General features: G+C 47.4%; 12 protein-coding genes. 9 read left to right on the top strand and 3 right to left on the bottom strand.

The genetic code is table 11. From position 1 onward, the window contains the following. Positions 1-15 precede the first annotated feature (15 nt). Positions 16-1,233, bottom strand: a complete 1,218-nt coding sequence (locus tag MHI38_RS12900; RefSeq protein ID WP_308722753.1) for a sensor histidine kinase — start codon at positions 1,231-1,233, stop codon at positions 16-18. Positions 1,234-1,435: 202 nt separating this feature from the next. On the opposite strand from MHI38_RS12900, the gene MHI38_RS12895 reads away from it, so the two are divergent. Genes MHI38_RS12895 through MHI38_RS12885 form a run of 3 tightly spaced genes read left to right on the top strand, consistent with a single transcriptional unit; the run spans position 1,436 to position 4,741 of the window. Beyond that, positions 1,436-2,371 (top strand): ATP-binding cassette domain-containing protein, encoded by a 936-nt coding sequence (locus tag MHI38_RS12895; RefSeq protein ID WP_154891282.1) that lies wholly within the window; start codon positions 1,436-1,438, stop codon positions 2,369-2,371. An 11-nt stretch (positions 2,372-2,382) separates the two neighbouring features. Then, a complete protein-coding gene (locus MHI38_RS12890) occupies positions 2,383-3,573 on the top strand; it encodes an ABC transporter permease (protein ID WP_154891281.1) in 1,191 nt (396 codons plus the stop codon). Further along, a complete protein-coding gene (locus tag MHI38_RS12885; protein ID WP_154891280.1) occupies positions 3,566-4,741 on the top strand; it encodes an ABC transporter permease in 1,176 nt (391 codons plus the stop codon). The genes MHI38_RS12890 and MHI38_RS12885 overlap by 8 nt, the downstream gene beginning before the upstream one ends. 233 nt (positions 4,742-4,974) lie before the next feature. Here MHI38_RS12885 and MHI38_RS12880 read toward each other — a convergent pair whose 3' ends face one another. Together MHI38_RS12880 and MHI38_RS12875 are read right to left on the bottom strand one after the other, a co-directional pair. Beyond that, entirely contained in the window at positions 4,975-5,802 is an 828-nt protein-coding gene (locus MHI38_RS12880) for a flagellar motor protein MotB (protein ID WP_154891279.1), read from the bottom strand. Continuing rightward, entirely contained in the window at positions 5,786-6,586 is an 801-nt protein-coding gene (locus MHI38_RS12875; protein WP_090923009.1) for a flagellar motor protein, read from the bottom strand. Before MHI38_RS12875 ends, MHI38_RS12880 begins: the two co-directional genes overlap by 17 nt. Positions 6,587-6,755: 169 nt before the next feature. On the opposite strand from MHI38_RS12875, the gene uvrB reads away from it, so the two are divergent. From uvrB to MHI38_RS12845, 6 genes are all read left to right on the top strand, one after another. Then, positions 6,756-8,747 carry an excinuclease ABC subunit UvrB gene (gene uvrB, locus MHI38_RS12870; RefSeq protein ID WP_090923011.1) on the top strand — a complete coding sequence of 664 codons (1,992 nt, stop codon included), beginning with the start codon at positions 6,756-6,758 and terminating at the stop codon, positions 8,745-8,747. Between the two features lie 203 nt (positions 8,748-8,950). After that, positions 8,951-11,809: an excinuclease ABC subunit UvrA gene (gene uvrA, locus MHI38_RS12865; protein ID WP_154891278.1), complete on the top strand. Its 2,859-nt coding sequence runs from the start codon at positions 8,951-8,953 to the stop codon at positions 11,807-11,809. A gap of 370 nt (positions 11,810-12,179) precedes the next feature. Continuing rightward, positions 12,180-12,389: a hypothetical protein gene (locus MHI38_RS12860; protein WP_090923015.1), complete on the top strand. Its 210-nt coding sequence runs from the start codon at positions 12,180-12,182 to the stop codon at positions 12,387-12,389. 290 nt (positions 12,390-12,679) lie between these two features. Beyond that, positions 12,680-13,849 (top strand): trypsin-like peptidase domain-containing protein, encoded by a 1,170-nt coding sequence (locus MHI38_RS12855; protein WP_154891277.1) that lies wholly within the window; start codon positions 12,680-12,682, stop codon positions 13,847-13,849. Positions 13,850-13,891: 42 nt separating this feature from the next. Continuing rightward, entirely contained in the window at positions 13,892-15,787 is a 1,896-nt protein-coding gene (locus MHI38_RS12850; RefSeq protein ID WP_261769469.1) for a stalk domain-containing protein, read from the top strand. Positions 15,788-16,160: 373 nt separating this feature from the next. Beyond that, positions 16,161-18,674, top strand: a complete 2,514-nt coding sequence (locus MHI38_RS12845; RefSeq protein ID WP_154891275.1) for a DUF3656 domain-containing U32 family peptidase — start codon at positions 16,161-16,163, stop codon at positions 18,672-18,674. Positions 18,675-18,722: the final 48 nt, after the last annotated feature.

The following is an 18,722-nucleotide window of genomic DNA, read 5'->3' as shown; positions in this document are numbered from 1 at the left end:
ATATTCCTTTCCGTTTTACAGTAAATTCATTTTGTTTGTAATGGGGATTCGAGTGATAACGGTATATGGGGCGGTGGGTTGAACCTCAATGGTACCTCCAATGAACTGTGTACGCTGACGCATACCCTCATGCCCAAGGCCTGTTGTTACACTTGTATCTAAAAGGGAGTGCATGCTGCCATCATTACTGATGCTCATACGAATCTCCTGATGCCCAAAAGCCAGCTGCAAACGAATGGAAGTGGCCTTTCCATGTTTAATGGCATTCGTTATAGCTTCTTTGGCGTTTTTGTACAACACAATCTGCGTACTTGGATAGAGAGTGTGTGGCTGACCAATAATCTCGTAATGAGTCTGTATCCCTGTATCGCGACCGACTTCTTCTAATAGACGATCCAAAGCGTAGGCATCGGATGCATGAAAATCAGGACGAAGTTTATGAAGGGTGTTACGCATATCATCCATACTTGCAGCCAGCTGGTCTCGAATCTGCTTGACCATTTCAGTACCCTGTTCGTTATTCAAAGGTAGCGTGAGCAAGGCAGCTTCTGACATCATTTTGGTGCGTATTAGCCGATGTCCGATATCATCATGAAGCTGACGGGATATTCGAATACGCTCTTCTGCCTGAGCCGCATCTTCTAATTGTTTGGAAAATGACAGCAACTGTGCACGCGTCTCTTGTAGCTCATAATGCTTATGCCGTAGCTCGTCATACACATGCTCCAGTTGCTTGCGACCGTTTGCAGCTTTGGCTCCTTGCCAGGAGAGAGCCGCTGTCATCCATAGGAGCAGGTTTACGCCAATGTTTATCTTCACAGAGTCCGAGAACCAGCTCATGGTGTTCATTTGAACTTCCATCGCTCCAGAACTGAGCGTAGTTGGAGTTGCAACATGCCAATACAGTGCAAGATTCGTTGTAATCAGCTGAAACCCTAATATGAACCATCTTATAGATCCACCGAGCCGATACATATAAACATAAAGAACCGATAGAGAGATGAAAATCATAAAGGGGCCGTATAGCGCGATCAACCAGCTGGCCCACATTATTTCTGCCAGAAATAACAGTGATTGCTGTGCGCCTGAACGGGTAAAGCGGTTCGCTACAGCGAGTAAGGTCGAGATGAGGATGTAAAAGGTGTACAGTGCTTCGCCATGTAAAGGTAGGGTCAAACTGAACAACACAGCAGGTACAACCAATAAACCATATTGCAGGGATCCCAAGGGCATATGTAGATGACATCCTTTTTTAACATAATGGAGAATAAGACGATAACGCATCCTTGATTATAACATAGGCCACCGCAACATCAGGAGATGACTTAAGTCACCTTTGAATGATGACTTTATGTACCTTCGCCAAGGGGAGACATTCGATACAATAGACATAGAAATATCGCGGTAAGAGCTCATATGGGAGGGGCATACGTAAATGAATATATTGGAAATGGATCACGTTGTAAAACGGTATGGCAGCAAGTTATCGGTGGATCACCTCAACTTAAGTGTGCAAAAGGGAGAGATTTTTGGTCTGCTTGGACCGAATGGAGCGGGGAAAAGTACTACGATTAGCATGATTGCAGGTCTGCTCAATATGGATCAGGGAGAGATCAGACTGGACGGCATATCGGTGAAGGAGCGACCACTCGATGTGAAGCGTAAGATTGGGCTGGTTCCGCAAGATTTGGCTTTATATGAAACGATGAGTGCCGCGGATAATGTTACTTTTTTTGCCCGGCTCTATGGATTACGAGGGAAGAAGCTCAAAGAAAGAGTGCAGGAATCTCTCGAATTTGTCGGTTTGCAAGATAAGGCCAAGGATGCTCCATCCACCTTCTCGGGCGGCATGAAACGCAGACTCAACATCGCATGTGCGCTCAGTCACAGGCCGGATTTGATCATTATGGATGAGCCCACCGTGGGCATTGATCCACAATCCCGCAATCACATTCTTGAATCGGTGCGAACGCTCAACAAGATGGGCTCGACCATTATCTATACAAGTCATTATATGGAGGAGGTTGCTGCGATCAGTAATCGGGTAGCTATCATGGATCAAGGCCGGATTATTGCTTGTGGAACCGAGGTTGAGTTAAGGGAACGTGTTGCATCGGAGGAAAAAATTGTACTTACCACTTCCGGCATGGATGCCGGTGCTGTGGAAGAACTTAAGCTTCACCCGCGTGTACGGGCAGTAGAAGTCACGGAAGACACATTAACGATTATGCTGCCTTCGGCACAGCAGGCGCTGCAAGATATGCTGTTTATTTGCAGCAAACATGACATGTCCATTCAATCCCTCCGGGTCGAAGAACCGGATCTCGAGACGCTTTTCCTCAATCTGACCGGGCGTACGCTTCGAGACTAGGAGGAGATGGCATGAGCATATGGCATATTTGTATCTTTGAACTCAGACGTATTTTGAAAATTCGTTCTGTAGTGATTAATCTGTTCATTCTGCCTTTATTATTAATTTTTATCTTGGGAACGGCATTATCAAGCGCGATGGGAACAGGAAAAGATACGACGCCTGATACGTTGCGCGTGGGGATTGTGCAATCAAATGAAGCGATATCCTCTCCGGCAGGTGAAGCCCTGAAAGCCTTTGTGGCTGCACCTGAAGTAGCCCAAATGATAAAAGTGAAAAACATGTCTTCACAGGACGAAACGATGGATGCGTTAAAACAAGGAGATCTTGATTTTGCGGTGATCATGACTTCGGATATGGTGCAACAATGGATGGCAGGAAAAACCGTTAAGCTACAATGGATACTTGGAAAAGACAATACACTTAATGTAGTGGGGCAGACCGTATTCACTAGCTTTACGGATGAGTTGAATCGACAGGCTGCCATTGCAAAAGTCCTTGGGCCAGAAACGGTGATGGCGATTTCAACGCAAGATGGCACTGGATTGCCATCAGCACAGCCGAATATTAAGGTCAGCAGCCCGGGGAATTCCGGCCAATCCTACAGCGCTTCACAGTATTACGCAGCAGCCATGCTGGCGATGTTTATGCTGTACTCTGGCATGACCACCGTTAACAGCCTGTTTACGGAGCGCGACAAACAAACGCTCGCGCGTCTTCAGGCAACGCCAGTAGGCAATGGAGTGATCTTTGCCGGCAAAGTTGCAGGTAACAGTCTGCTTGCCTTTTTACAAGCAATCATTATTATCGTCATGACCAACCTATTATTTGGCGTGAATTGGGGTGGTCATCCGTGGTTAATTGTACTGATCTGTATACTTATTACGCTGGCGTCAATGACTTTGGGTATTATTGTAGCCTTGGTTAGTAAAAGCGCTGCTTCAGCTACTGCATTAATGCAGGGAATTATCATCGTGATGACTTTTATTAGCGGCGGGTTTACTCCGATCGCCATCGATTTTGTACAGCGCATTAGCGAATTCACGGTGAATCATTGGGCGCTTCAAAGTTTTCTGAGTATGATGCTGGGTGCAACTTTGCAAGAGGTCATGCACAATATTTTCATGCTTGGGGCCGTGTGTGCAGTGCTAGCAGCAGTTGCTGCAGTGATATACAGAAAGGTTGGATATCGTTATGAATAGTCTGCATATCGCTTGGTTAATGATCCGGAGAACACTGGGACGTAAACGTGGGTTTGTTGCATTTTTACTGTTACCATGCCTTGTTGTGACAGGTGCAGTTGCTCTTTTTGGAAGTGAGCAGGCCAGTCGTGCGGTTGTTTCTTATGTCAATATGGATGAGGGGATCGCTGGATCATGGATGATCAAAGAGCTCGCTCGTACGAAGGAGTACAGCTTCAAAGCTGCGAGTAACGAGGCAGAAGTGAAATCGGATATCGTTCGCCAAAAAGCAAGCATGGGAATTGTAATTCCCGCCAATTACACCGAATCGCTGTTACAGGGGAAGCCCGTGGAGATCCAGTGGATTGAAATGCGTGTCAGCGAAAGCTCATACATCCTACGAGCAGCCGCCGAAGGGGTTGCGGATGGGTTGAAACAGTCTGCTGCTGCCGTACAAACATCTGCTACCATGTTGCCTTCTAAAGCTGACGCTAAGAGTCAGGAGGCGAAACTCGAACAGCTCCTGCAAGAGATTGGGAGGCATCATCTATCCGGGGAAGCATTACATCTGCAACTGTATCCCAAGCCAGGTTTAAATAACGTCACCGGATTCACGATTATGTTCATGATGGGACTGTTAACGAGTGCAGTGGCTGTTATTATGGACGATCGAAAACAACGTACGATGGCTCGAATGTATACTGCTCCAGTTAGGTCATATGAGATCGCGCTAGGAAACTTTCTGGGTAGTCTGGCGATTGGAGTCATCCAGATTATGCTCGTGCTCGGTATAAGCCGTTGGGTGCTGCATTATGATGCAGGGATTCCGTTTGGTATTCACTTTCTGATTCTTGGAGCGTTTATGCTGGTATCGATGGGATTAGCGAGTGCTGTGAGCGGTTTGATTCGTGAATCGAAAAATGCCAGTATGCTGAATTCTCTTATCATTGTACCAACTTGTATGATTGGGGGTTGCTTCTGGCCGTTATCCATCATGCCGGAGTATATGCAGAAGCTGGCGAACTTCGTACCGCAAAAATGGACGATTCAGGCAGTCGAAACGATCTCCGCCGGAGGCACGCTGGCAGACATCACCCTGCCGCTGCTGATCCTGTTTGCCATGGCCGTGATCCTGCTGGCTGTCGGTTCCGTGATTCTTCGTCCCAATCAACCGGGGATGGATGCGTAAATTGGTTGTGGTGTAAATAGGAAAAGAGATAGAGGGAGTCAGTTAGGAGTTAAGAGTTAAGAGTGAAAGCAAGAGCAAGAGCAAGGGTAATTTAGAATACAGTCAAAAAAGCACGTTTGACGGGATGAATACAGTCAAACGTGCTTTTTACTGAGTTGTTTTTTTGTAACATGACTTCGTAGTCGGTTAATAGAGGCTGAGGTCATGCATGTATTTTTTTGCGGGATAACTGACTATGGCTGTAATTGGCGAAGCACCGTAATTTCAACCCGGCGATTCTTCTGTCTTCCAGTTGCTGTTGTATTGTCTCCGGTTGGCCTGGTATCCGCATACCCTGCATATTGGAAGTGGTCGGGGTCGAGTTTCTCCTGATCGATGAAAAAGCGTAGTACTGATAACGCACGTTCACCGGACAACTCCCAGTTATCCTTGTACGCGGAATTGGCTCCTATTGGGATGTTATCCGTGTGTCCCTCAATACTGACCACCATTTGAAGATTACGAAACAAACTGGCGAGTTTGCTAAGTGTAGGAGCAGCATCTTTTTTCAAGGCAGCTTGTCCTTGATCAAACAGAAAACGATCACTGAGCGTAATGGAGATACCTTGCGGTTTGTCTGCCACGAAAATTTGATTATCCAGTTTATTATCTTCGATATATTGGGTAATCACATTGAACAGATTTTGTAATTCCTGTTCCTGAGTCCTGAATTGTTCTTCTCGCTCCGTGAGCGGACGGTTGCTATCAATAGGGGTATCTTTGTCCGAATCTGATGACGAATCTTGATCATCCTCTGAGCTTCCCTGGGGGGGCTTGGTGATGGTTTGACCCGGTGTCTCCCCGAGTCCGTCCCCCAGTTCAAGTATGGAGTCGGATTTATTAAAAGTGCTTTGAAGGGATTGGGTCACGACGTCGTATTTACCGGTGTCCAGATTGCTCATGGCGTACATGATGACGAAAAAAATCAGTAGCAACGTAATGAGATCCGCATAGGTAATCATCCAGCGATCCCGATGGTCAGCAGCTTCGCGTTTGGCACGCCGTTTACTGCGACGACTCATCTAATCCCTCCTTTGCGAGCGGAGATTGCAAGACCTGGCGGTGCGAGAGTGTAAAAGACTCTAGCCGTTTGCGAACGAGCTGTGGATTTTCGCCATTTTGAATGGCAAGCACTCCTTCAAGCATCATCTCCATTTCTTGCACCTCGTCAGCACCTCTGGATTTGATTTTGGAAGCGATAGGTAAAAAGATCAGGTTAGCACTGGCAACTCCATATAGAGTGGCTGTAAAGGCAACGGCAATGGCTGGTCCGAGTCCGGTTGGATCGGTTAAGCTTCCGAGTACCTGAATAAGTCCCATTACGGTTCCGATGATCCCCATCGTTGGGGCATAACCACCGGCAGATTCGAATATTTTGGCATAATTCTCATGTTTCTGCTCTACAGAATCAATTTCCATCTCCAGAATCTGCCGAACAACATCCGGGTCTGTACCGTCGACAACCATCTGGATGCCATCTTGTAAAAAGGGATGGGGATGATCCACAACTCTGCGTTCCAGAGCAAGCACACCGGATCTGCGGGCAATGGATGACATCTCGATCAGTTCTTCGACCCATTGTTTGGAATCCTGAGCACGACGTCCAAAGGCCATACGTAAAGCAGCAGGGATCGTTCGCAGACGATGTGCAGGGAAGCTGGCTACAACGGCAGCGATGGTGCCGCCGAACACGATTAGAGCAGCCGTTTTTTGTAACAGGCCGGACATATGGCCGCCTTCCCACAGAAAACCGCTGATAACTGCGGCAATTCCGGCAATTATACCGATAAGTGTCGCAATATCCATAAATTAACCCACTCCTATCTTCATTTCACGTTTGCATCACTAAAACGAACAAGGTATAATTGAACGGGAACAAATATTCCTATTACTATAAGTTTTCCCAACTGGAAATTCGGGGAACTTCGACAATATATAGTGACTATTATTTTAGACGATAGGGTGAGATACGGCAATGAGCGATATTATTATGAGCGACAAAACGTTCGAAATCGAGTCAGAGTTTTCTCCCCAAGGTGATCAGCCTGCAGCCATTCAGGAATTGGTGAAGGGTGTTCAGGAAGGGAAGAGATACCAGACGCTTTTGGGTGCAACGGGTACGGGTAAGACGTTTACCATTGCACAGACTATTGCCAAGCTACAGCGGCCCACGTTGATTATTGCGCACAATAAGACACTGGCAGCACAGCTGGCGAGTGAATTCAAAGAATTTTTTCCAAATAACATGGTTGAGTATTTTGTCAGTTATTACGACTACTACCAACCAGAAGCCTATATTCCTTCCTCAGATACGTATATCGAGAAGGATTCGAGTATTAATGAAGAGATTGATAAGCTGCGACATGCCGCGACCAGTTCCTTGTTCGAACGTCGTGATGTCATTATCGTAGCAAGTGTATCCTGTATATATGGTTTGGGGTCACCTCATGACTATTCCAGTATGTTGTTGTCTCTGCGGGTTGGAATGGAGAAACCGCGTAATCAGATTCTGTCCCGTCTTGTAGAGATACAGTATCAGCGGAATGATATTAACTTTGTCCGTGGCACGTTCCGTGTCCGTGGCGATGTTATTGAGATTTTCCCGGCTTCCAAGGGTGAACATGCCATTCGAGTGGAGTTGTTCGGGGATGAGATCGAGAAAATTACCGAGATTGACGTCTTAACCGGAGAATTAATTGGTGAGCGCGAGCATATTGCTATTTTCCCGGCATCTCACTTCGTAACCCAAGAAGAAACGATGCGTGTGGCACTGGTGAACATCGAACGTGAATTGGAAGAACGGCTTGAAGTATTGCGTGAGCAAGGCAAGTTGCTGGAAGCACAGCGACTGGAGCAGCGTACACGTTACGATATCGAGATGATGAAGGAAGTCGGATTCTGCTCAGGGATCGAGAACTACTCCGGACCGCTGACCTTCCGTGAACGCGGGGATACGCCATATACCCTGATGGACTACTTCCCGGATGATATGTTGATCGTGGTGGATGAGTCTCACGTTACATTGCCGCAGATCCGCGCGATGTACAATGGTGACCAAGCGAGGAAGACTGTGCTAGTGGATCACGGTTTCCGTTTGCCTTCTGCACTGGATAACCGTCCGCTTAAGTTTGAAGAGTTTGAAGAAAAGATGAACCAGATTATCTATGTATCGGCGACACCAGGGCCTTACGAGATTGAGCATACCGATACGATGGTGCAACAGATCATTCGTCCTACTGGCCTGCTTGATCCTGTTATTGAGCTGCGTCCAACAAAAGGACAGATTGATGATCTGATTGCAGAGATTAACGACCGGATTGCCAAAGACGAGCGTGTGCTGATTACTACGCTGACCAAAAAGATGTCGGAGGACCTGACGGATTACCTGAAGGAAGTTGGCATTAAGGTCAGATATCTGCACTCGGAGATCAAAACACTGGAACGGATGTCCATTCTGCGTGATCTGAGGCTGGGTACCTTCCATGTATTGATTGGTATTAACTTGCTACGGGAAGGTCTGGATTTGCCGGAGGTTTCATTGGTCGCTATTCTGGATGCGGATAAGGAAGGTTTCCTGCGTTCCGAGCGTTCCCTGATTCAGACAATCGGGCGTGCCGCAAGGAATAGTGAGGGTAAAGTTATTTTGTATGGTGACAAAGTAACGGATTCCATGGATAAAGCGATAAAAGAGACCGAGAGACGCCGTACCATTCAGATGGAGTACAATGAAAAACACGGCATTACACCACAGACCATTCGCAAAAAAGTGCGTGATGTCATTGAGGCAACGAAGGTTGCTGAATCCAAAAACGAGTATCTGACCGGCGCCGCCGAGAAGATGTCGAAGAAGGAGCGCCAGTCGCTTATTCAGCGTCTGGAAGCGGAGATGAAAGATGCAGCCAAAAACTTGCAGTTTGAGCGTGCCGCCGAGCTTCGTGATGCATTGCTGGAATTGCGAGCAGAATAGATATAAGTCGATAGTGATTGAACTTGGATGATAAGAGAGAACGGCCAGTTTGGCCGTTCTCTTATTGAGTAGATTGAAGTAAATAAATGTATCCATTGACCCGATAATAAGACATGTTGAAATCGTAAAATCAGGTCTATACTGATAAAAATGACGAATTTGGTTAAGAGGTTTATAGAAAAGCAATGAGAGGATGAATACCATTGGCGAGCGAGAACATTGTCATCAAAGGCGCACGAGCGCATAACTTGAAAAACATCGATATTACCATTCCGCGTGACCGCTTTGTCGTATTAACTGGTTTGAGCGGATCAGGCAAGTCCTCGCTGGCGTTTGATACGATATATGCCGAAGGACAACGGCGTTATGTAGAATCATTGTCTGCCTATGCACGTCAGTTTTTAGGTCAGATGGAGAAACCGGATGTCGATTCGATTGAGGGTTTGTCGCCTGCGATCTCAATAGATCAGAAAACAACAAGTCGTAACCCGCGTTCCACGGTAGGAACCGTTACTGAAATTTATGATTATCTGCGTCTCCTGTTTGCTCGTGTCGGTCATCCGCATTGTCCGGATCACGGGATTGAGATAACATCCCAAACCGTAGAACAGATGGTCGATCGTATCATGCAATACCCTGAACGTACCCGGTTGCAGATTCTGGCTCCAATTGTTGCGGGACGCAAAGGGGAGCACAAAAGCGTTTTTGCCGATGTATCTAAACAGGGGTTTGTCCGTGTTCGGGTTAATGGGGAATTGCGTGACCTGTCGGAGGACATCCAGCTGGAGAAAAACAAAAAACATACCATCGATGTTGTCGTTGACCGGATCGTTGTGAAGGAGGATGTCCAAGCTCGATTGGCAGATTCCATTGAAACGGCACTTAATCTGTCCGGCGGGCAGCTACTCGTGGATATTATCGGTGAAGAAGAACTGCGCTTCAGTTCCAACTTTGCTTGTCCGGTATGTGGATTCAGTATTGATGAGCTTGCGCCGCGGATGTTCTCATTCAATAGCCCGTTTGGTGCGTGTCCGGATTGTGATGGTTTGGGTGTCAAAATGATTGTTGACCCGGACCTTCTTGTGCCGGATCGCAGTAAATCGATTGAAGAAGGAGCGTTTGATGCCTGGACAGGAGGAACGTCCACGTATTATCCGCAGTTTCTCAAATCCGTATGCGAACATTTCAATATCCCTCAGGATGTTCCTGTAGAGGATCTACCTGCTGATCAGATGAACAAGCTGTTGCAAGGAACAGGGTCTGAGAAAATTCGTTTCCGTTATGAAAATGACTTCGGACAGCGTAAAGAAGCATTAGTTACGTTCGAAGGGATCGTTAATAATCTGGAGCGTCGATATCGCGAAACAGGTTCAGAAGGTATCCGTGAGTTCATTGAAGGATACATGAGTGCCAAGCCTTGTGGTACATGTAAAGGGCAACGTCTGAAACGAGAGAGTCTTGCCGTAACCATTAATGACCACAACATGGCTTATGTGACTAGTTTGTCCATCGGTGAAGCGGGACGTTTCTTTGAGTCGCTGCAACTGACCGAAAAAGAACAGACCATTGCCAAACTGATTTTAAAAGAAATCAACAGCCGTTTGGGTTTTCTCGTTAACGTAGGTCTGGATTACCTTACGCTAAGCCGTGCTGCTGGAACGTTATCCGGTGGTGAAGCACAACGGATCAGACTAGCGACTCAAATCGGTTCCAGCCTGATGGGCGTGCTCTACATTCTGGACGAGCCAAGTATCGGACTGCATCAACGGGATAATGATCGTTTGATCTCCACGCTTGCACATATGCGGGATATCGGGAACACATTGATCGTTGTCGAACATGATGAAGATACGATGATGGCGGCGGACTATATTATCGACATTGGTCCAGGTGCAGGTATTCACGGCGGGACAGTAATGTCGCAAGGTACACCTGAGGAGATCATGAATGACGAGAATTCGTTGACAGGTCAGTACCTCAGTGGCAAGAAGTTTATTCCGATTCGTACCGAACGCCGAAGTGTTGGCGATCGCTGGTTGGAAGTGCGCGGAGCCAAAGAGAACAACTTGAAGAATCTGAATGTAAAGATTCCGGTGGGTGTGTTTACCGCTGTAACGGGAGTGTCTGGTTCAGGTAAATCTACACTGATCAACGAAATTTTGTACAAAACGTTGGCACGTGATTTGAATCGTGCACGAGTACGTCCAGGGCAACACAAGGAGATTCGTGGTCTGGAGCATATCGATAAAGTGATTGATATCGATCAGTCCCCGATCGGACGAACTCCACGTTCCAATCCGGCAACCTATACCGGTGTATTTGACGACATTCGTGACCTGTTTGCACAGACCAATGAAGCAAAAGTACGCGGATATAAAAAAGGCCGGTTTAGCTTTAATATCAAAGGTGGACGCTGCGAAGCCTGCCGTGGAGATGGAATTATAAAAATCGAGATGCACTTTTTGCCGGATGTATATGTGCCGTGTGAGGTTTGCAAAGGCAAACGTTACAACCGCGAAACACTTGAAGTGAAGTACAAAAACAAAAATATTGCAGATGTGCTTGAAATGACAGTGGAGGATGCAACTCAGTTTTTCGAGAACATTCCGAAAATTCATCGCAAAATGCAAACGTTGCTTGATGTAGGCCTTGGTTACATCAATCTCGGTCAACCAGCAACAACACTGTCCGGTGGTGAAGCACAGCGTGTGAAGCTTGCTTCCGAGCTGTATCGCCGTAGTACTGGCAAGACGATCTATATTCTGGATGAGCCTACGACTGGTCTGCACGTCGATGATATCGACCGACTGCTGAACGTCTTGCATCGCCTTGTCGATTCAGGAGAGTCTGTGCTTGTCATTGAGCATAATCTGGATGTGATCAAAACAGCCGATTATATCGTTGACCTGGGTCCAGAAGGTGGAAGCGGCGGCGGTACAATTGTAGCGACAGGAACACCAGAGGATATTATTAAAGTACAGGAATCCTATACGGGTAAGTATCTGAAACCTGTACTGGAGCGCGATACAGAGCGGAGCAGAGCTCTGCAACTGGCAGACTAGTAAGAGCACAGCGAATCTTTAAACTGTAAAATTAGATGAGAACCTTCTTTGCCTGGGAAATAGGCTGTGGATGTATGCCACCCCTTTTCTGCGGTGAGGAAGGTTTTTATTTCTCAATACGTGGTGTCAGGCTCTTTTTACATATTGTCTGTTACCGGTATCTGTCATACCTTGACTGTTAATAAGAATGTTTAATGAAAGTGTTTACATATTAGACCGGGTAAGCTTTTGCGGGCAAATCGGTCAATCTGGATTTTTTTCATTTTTCTGGATGATAGGGCTTGCATTACTAACAGGGTACGGATAACATAGAGGAAGAGTTTAGGGTATGTGTTGGTTGTTTAACTATGGTGAGGAGGTCTGTCTATCCATGTTGCTTGCAGAGGCTGCCACAGCGAGTACATCGAATTTTAATGCATTTGATATTTTTGTGATCTTGTTTACGATCCTGATTTTTATCGGATTGGTTCGGCTCCTTCGGGCACCGAAGAAAAATTTGTTTGCTATCGGGTTTACAGTTGTCAGTCTGCTGGTATTTTTGATGACAGACTACGCGATGATCACAGGTTGGTTTGGTTAATAGTAATATTAAGATGCATAGAAATAAGACCATGCAATAGTCATTTCGAACACTTTCCATGATGAATATGGAAGGTGTTTTTTCATGTCTGTATTCTCCGAAGGGAGGAAACTGAGAGAGTTTGATTATGTCGAAAAATAGCGAAAATTAAAACGATTGTATAGCCAGAATTTGTATGATACATTGAAGGATACCGATATTGCAGATGAGAGAGAAGATAGATTCGGCCAGGAATCGGCTGTCCAGTCGCGCAAGAAGGATGTATAGAGTAGAGAGGGTCAGGTGAAGTCATGAAAAGGTTAGTAAAACGGGCAACAGCCATGATGATGGTTGTTGTGCTCTCCATTGGTGTGATGACGGCGACGGCTGGTGCAGCGACAACCAAGACAGGTATGCAAGCAAAAGTGATCGACGGCCAGGTGTATGTGAATACGAAAGATCTACTGAAGATGTTCGGCGGCAGTGGACAATACGATACCAAATCGGGAACATATACGTATAAGGGAAGCGAAGCCATTCCCAAAGTGATTGAGAAGGTATCTCCGTCTGTGGTTGGGATTATAGGTAAAACGACGGAAAACCAGAACGGATCGGCAAACGATCGTTATAATCTGGCACATGGCACAGGAGTTATCATTCGCGCTAATGGATGGATTGTGACGAACGCCCACGTGGTTGATCAGCTGCTCGATCCGGTCGTTGTCACGACTGACGGGAATACATATAACATTAAAGAATCGTTCAGTGATCCGTTAAGTGACCTTGCGCTGATTAAAATTAACGCTAAAGCACTCAAACCTGCGGTCTTTGCTAAAGCTTCGCAAGCGGCTGTGGGCGAAACGGTAATTGCGATCGGCACGCCGATCTCCTTTTCATTGCGTAACTCAGCCACGGTTGGCGTGATCAGCGGTCTGAACCGTGGGGTGGAAGCGTCCTACCGCTTAATTCAAACAGACACGGCGATTAATCCCGGAAATAGTGGAGGGCCGCTCGTTAACTTAAAGGGAGAAGTCGTCGGTATTAACTCCATGAAATTCTCTGCCGTGGGCATCGAGAGCATGGGTTTCTCTATTCCTGTAGACACCGTGAACTTTGTCATCAATCAATTTTTTAAATATGGAACGATCCAACGGGCAAGTCTCGGATTACAGCTGGAAGAGAGCTGGTCGGCCATTGTAGGTCTGCCTGCGGAAGATCCGTTGACGGTTACGAGTGTATTGAGTCCTGAAGCGAAGAAAGCCAAGATCAAGGAAGGGGATGCTATCTACAGCGTTGCGGGCAAACGTGTATCTTCGGTAGTCGATATCAATGAGCTACTCAAAGCCTACTTACCTGGACAAAAGGTAAAGCTGCTGGTGCAAACGGACGGAGACATCGTTACCCGCACATTGACACTTGTGGATCGAGCCTCTCTTGAGGAGCCGTCCGATGATTCGCTTTTAACGGATGAAGAACAATAAGCCCGGCAAGCAACCCGAATTGAGAGAGGACGAATGAACGGAATGAAGAAGTCATGGTTACGCGTGCTGAGCACGGGTGTATTAGCAGGGATGTTGCTGGCAAGCACAGCTCTGCCAGTATGGGCAGCTGATGATTTGATCACCAATGAGCTGCGTGTCAAAGCAGGAAGTACAAGTGCTTTTATGAATGGCAAAAAACAAAACATCACGAAACCCCTCACGATTAAAGGCGTGACATTGGTGCCTGTCGGCGTATTCAAAAAAGCCTTTGGCAGTGAAGTGCGGCTGGAGAAAAATGATGTCATCAAAATCAAGGAAGGTCCACACGTTGTGGCCTTGAGAATAGACAGTTCCATCGCATGGATTGACGGTGCCAAAGTGGAGATGGGGACTGCCCCCAAAATGGTGAATGGTGTGTTAATGGTTCCTCTTCGCCCGGTTGCTGCAGGAATCGGTGCAACGATTGCGCCGAACAGTTCGGGAGAGATCGTCATTCGTTTGCTTCAAACGGGTGAGGGTGTGGATGAGGACGGCATCGACCTGGACAAAGGGAAAACGAGAATTGGCAACAGCTATTATGGCTGGTCGATTCATTATCCAGCCGATCTTCTGGTGTTGCAAACGAATGAACAGGAACGCATGATGACCTTTGGCGCTACGGATGAAAGTTATTTTCTCGAAGTGTATGTGAGTGACCAGAATGTGGTACTGGATGCGGATGACTTGCTGACACAGCTCGTGCAGGTGGCTAAACAGGCAGGAGATACGGTACTGGACCGTGAAGCGGTATCTAAAGGAAACAATCCTTATGCAAGAGTTGTCGTCAAAGATGCGGATGGCGTGTTGTGGGAGTTACGCCAGTACATTCATGACGGTCGTCAATATGATGTCTACTTGGCGGATTATGAGGCGATTAATTATAAAGATCTGGGCAAACATGCTTCATTGCTCAACTCTTTTGAACCAAGATATTCGCAGTCAGATCGAACCATTAAGGATCTTTCCACGGTGGAGGACGACATGCGTGCGGCATGGAATGATGATTACGGAATTGAATTAAAGGTTCCAGCGGGCTGGTCCATGGACAATAATAATATGGTTTATAAAGATAAAGACGGTGCTTATTTGCAACTTCGAGTGACTTCAGCCAAGTCCGGTGCAACGGTGAAGGACTGGAGTGATCAGCTCGAGAAGTGGATGCGTGAAACCTTTACAGCCGAGAGTTATCAGCAAATTGGTTCATTTACAACGGAAATCTCTGGCGAAACTGCCGAGGTGAATGAATTCCGTTATAACTTCGGGTCAGGATGGCAGACGGAATATGATGTGCTTTTGCAGAAGAACGGATATCGTTACTACGCGGAGTATACGTTCCCTGAAGGACAGGCCGCAGACCGAGCATGGTTTGAACGAATTATGAAGAGTGTAGAGATTGATTTTGACACGGTAAAAGATAATTTCGGTCAGCTGGATGAAGATCCATATCTGACAGATAAAATGAAAACGATCACGCGTACGTCCAAAAACTATCATTACAGCGTGGATATTCCGCGCTACTGGACGCCGTATAGTGATCGGTTTGAAAGTTCACCTGTCGTTTATACCTTCACGGGTGGCAACTTCTCCATTGCAGCTACAGAGGACAAGTCGATTGAGATGACGGTTAGTCAGCTGAGAGAGGCCTATGCAGAGGCAGCCAAAACGCGAAAAAGCTTCAATCTGATCCGTAGCGAACAACTGACCTTTGCAGGTGTACCGGCATTCTCCTTCACGTACCATGAAGTGGATAAGGGTGTGCCGTATACAGGTCGTCAGATTGTGTTTGAAAAGGATGGAATCACGTATACGATCACGAGTGGTCTGAACGATGCGAACCGTACGCAAGTGCAGGCAGCCATGCTGGAAAAAGCAGTGAACTCATTTACTTTTATTAAATAACAATATAGATGTGTAGAAATTGCCGGAGGGTTAAAGAACCTTCCGGTTTTTCTTTGGCTGCGACTTTACAATGAATGGAATAAGGTGTGTAAATATGTTGAGAATGAGTGGAATCTCTATGGAAAAATGATGAAAATGACAAACGGTTTTTTCAGGAAACCGTAGAAGAGTCGGTGCAGAAGTGGTACACTATACTAGTTCAGGAGTTATTACTGCTGATTTGAGAAATAGAGAGACTGTAGGCCTTGATTTCAGGCAATACAGACATAATGTATAGATATAGTGATACTTGACGTTGACAGCAATGCAGGCGTACCGAAATACAGGTACCAAGGGAAGAACACTGGCTGAGGCCGGTATGGGGAGGATCTACATGAAAACAGCAACAATACGAAGAGAAGACGTTGAGCTTCTGGCACCTGCTGGGGACTGGGATTGCATGCGTTCGGCGGTAGCCAACGGGGCGGATGCGATTTTCTTCGGGGTCGAAAAATTCAATGCACGGGCACGAGCGAACAATTTCCGTATGGACGAGCTACCGGAGATTATGGCGTTTTTGCACAGTTACGGCGTAAAAGGGTTCCTGACTTTTAATATATTGATCTTTGAAAATGAGTTGAAAGATGCCAAAGAACTCATCGATGCCTGCGTAGATGCGGGTGTGGATGCTGTGATCGTACAGGATCTGGGTCTGGTCAAAATGATTCGTGAGATTTCGCCGGACTTTCCGATTCACGGTTCCACGCAGATGACGATTACGTCGCCTGAAGCGGTAGAGTTTACGAAGCCGTTTGACATGGAACGTGTCGTACTTGGACGGGAAAACAATCTGAAACAGATTCAAAAGATTGGTGATCAAGCGAAACTTCCGATGGAAGTATTCGTGCATGGTGCACTCTGCGTGTCCTATTCGGGTCAGTGTCTGACTTCCGAAATGTGGGGCGGACGCTCCGCGAACCGTGGAGAATGTGCGCAGGCGTGCCGTCTGCCGTACGATCTGATGGTGGATGGTGTTCACCAGCCGATGGGGGATGTGGCATATCTGTTGTCTCCCAAAGACCTGGCAGCCATTGATATCATGCCGGAATTGATTGAAGCAGGCGTAACGTCTTTCAAAATCGAAGGTCGACTCAAAACGCCAGAGTACGTGGCGAACGTAGTTAGCAAATATCGCAAAGCGATTGACCGTTATTTTGACGGTGACAATACACGGACAAGCAAAGAAGAGATTCGTGAGTTGCAACAGAGCTTCTCGCGTGGATTCACACATGGTTTCCTGGACGGCACGAACAACAAACAGCTGGTAGACGGGACGTTCCCGAAAAGCCGTGGCGTTTACCTGGGTCGTGTAGATCAAGTGCTGCGTGATGGTGTTGTGCTGAAACTGGATGCACCTGTGAAACGTGGAGACGGCATCGTGTTCGACGCTGGTGATCCAACGAAAAAAGAAGAGGGCGGACGTGTATATGATGTACGCCGCAAAGGTGTGAAGATCGAAGGCGAAGCCGGCGAAGGCTGGATCGTGGACATCGTACCAGGCCGCAGTGATGTAGACTTGCGCCGCGTAAAAGTCGGCGATAAGGTATGGAAAACCAATGACCCTGCGCTCGACAAACGTCTGCGTCAAAGCTTTGAGACCGATAAGCCTTACCGTGTCTTCCCGGTCAAAGTGAAAGTCATCGGCAGCCCGGGCCAGCCGCTCAGCACGTGGTGGACCGACGTGCAGAAGGGAACGACCGTGCGCGTGGATTCGGAGATGGAACTGGACATTGCCCAGAAACGTCCGATGACCCATGAATTGCTCGAGGAGCAATTCGGACGTCTCGGCGGCACCGTGTTCCAGCTTGAGGAACTAGACGTCAATCTGCACGGTGACGTCATCATCCCGATGCGCGAGTTGAACAATATTCGCCGTCAGGCGGTTGAACAACTCGCGGGCGAGCGCCCGAAACCGCCCGTCTACGTGAAGCGGGCGGTGGACGTGTACGGCGATGCGGCACAACCGGCATCGCCAGTAGCTCGCGGTCAAGCAGAGCTGACCGCGCTGTGCCGCAGCCTGCCACAAGTGGAGGCAGCGCTGGAAGCTGGCGTCGGCATGATCTACGCCGACTTTGAGTTTATCAAGCAATTCCCGGCAGCCGTGGAAGCTGTACATGCTGCAGGTCGTAAAATCGCGCTGGCTACGCCGCGTATTCATATGCCTGGCGAGAACGGCTATCACAACAATATCTTGCGTTTGGAGCCGGATGCGGTACTCGTTCGTAATACAGGTGCGCTTTACTTCTACCTGCGTCACCGTAGAATGAATCCGGACGCGAAGCATCCGCAGCTGATCGGGGACTTCTCCTTGAACATCGCCAACCACAAGGCAGTGGAATTGTTCCTGGAGGCAGGTTGCGACTGGATCACGCCGTCGTATGACTTGAACATTCAGCAGATGGTTGATCTGCTCGGTAACTCCCGTACAAGTCAGACCGAAGTGGTAATCCATCAGCATCTGCCGATGTTCCACACGGAGCACTGCGTGTACTGTACGTTTATGAGTGAAGGCACCGACTATACGAACTGCGGACGTCCTTGCGAAGAAAAGCGGGCTTCCCTGCAAGACCGAATTGGTATGTCTCACCCGGTACGTGTGGATGAGGGCTGCCGTAACACGGTATATAATGCCGTAGAACAGTCTGGTGCAGAGTATCTGACTAACTTTATGGATCTGGGTGTATCCCGTTACCGGGTCGAGTTCCTGGAAGAGACACCGGAGCAGGTGAAGGAAGTTATCGACCTGTACAACCGTGCACTACGCGGCGAGATCAGCGGAACACAAGTATGGAAAACCCTGAAAGCAACGAACCAATTGGGCGTTACACGCGGTCAACTGGTGAAATAATAAGCAACCCCAATCTCGCTTTACGGAGCTCTTGGGGTTTTTTCTATA

The organism is Paenibacillus sp. FSL K6-1558, from assembly GCF_038002565.1.
Classification (GTDB): Bacteria; Bacillota; Bacilli; order Paenibacillales; family Paenibacillaceae; genus Paenibacillus; species Paenibacillus polysaccharolyticus.
Note: the sequence above shows the minus strand (reverse complement) of the source record. Positions and strands in the feature narration are given on the sequence as shown.

Bases quoted from the DNA above. Each gene is read 5' to 3' on its own strand.
- MHI38_RS12900 (WP_308722753.1), bottom strand. From the start codon at position 1,233: ATGCCCTTGGGATCCCTGCAATATGGTTTATTGGTTGTACCTGCTGTG.
- MHI38_RS12895 (WP_154891282.1), top strand. From the start codon at position 1,436: ATGAATATATTGGAAATGGATCACGTTGTAAAACGGTATGGCAGCAAG.
- MHI38_RS12890 (WP_154891281.1), top strand. From the start codon at position 2,383: ATGAGCATATGGCATATTTGTATCTTTGAACTCAGACGTATTTTGAAA.
- MHI38_RS12885 (WP_154891280.1), top strand. From the start codon at position 3,566: ATGAATAGTCTGCATATCGCTTGGTTAATGATCCGGAGAACACTGGGA.
- MHI38_RS12880 (WP_154891279.1), bottom strand. From the start codon at position 5,802: ATGAGTCGTCGCAGTAAACGGCGTGCCAAACGCGAAGCTGCTGACCAT.
- MHI38_RS12875 (WP_090923009.1), bottom strand. From the start codon at position 6,586: ATGGATATTGCGACACTTATCGGTATAATTGCCGGAATTGCCGCAGTT.
- uvrB (WP_090923011.1), top strand. From the start codon at position 6,756: ATGAGCGATATTATTATGAGCGACAAAACGTTCGAAATCGAGTCAGAG.
- MHI38_RS12860 (WP_090923015.1), top strand. From the start codon at position 12,180: ATGTTGCTTGCAGAGGCTGCCACAGCGAGTACATCGAATTTTAATGCA.
- MHI38_RS12855 (WP_154891277.1), top strand. From the start codon at position 12,680: ATGAAAAGGTTAGTAAAACGGGCAACAGCCATGATGATGGTTGTTGTG.
- MHI38_RS12850 (WP_261769469.1), top strand. From the start codon at position 13,892: ATGAAGAAGTCATGGTTACGCGTGCTGAGCACGGGTGTATTAGCAGGG.
- MHI38_RS12845 (WP_154891275.1), top strand. From the start codon at position 16,161: ATGAAAACAGCAACAATACGAAGAGAAGACGTTGAGCTTCTGGCACCT.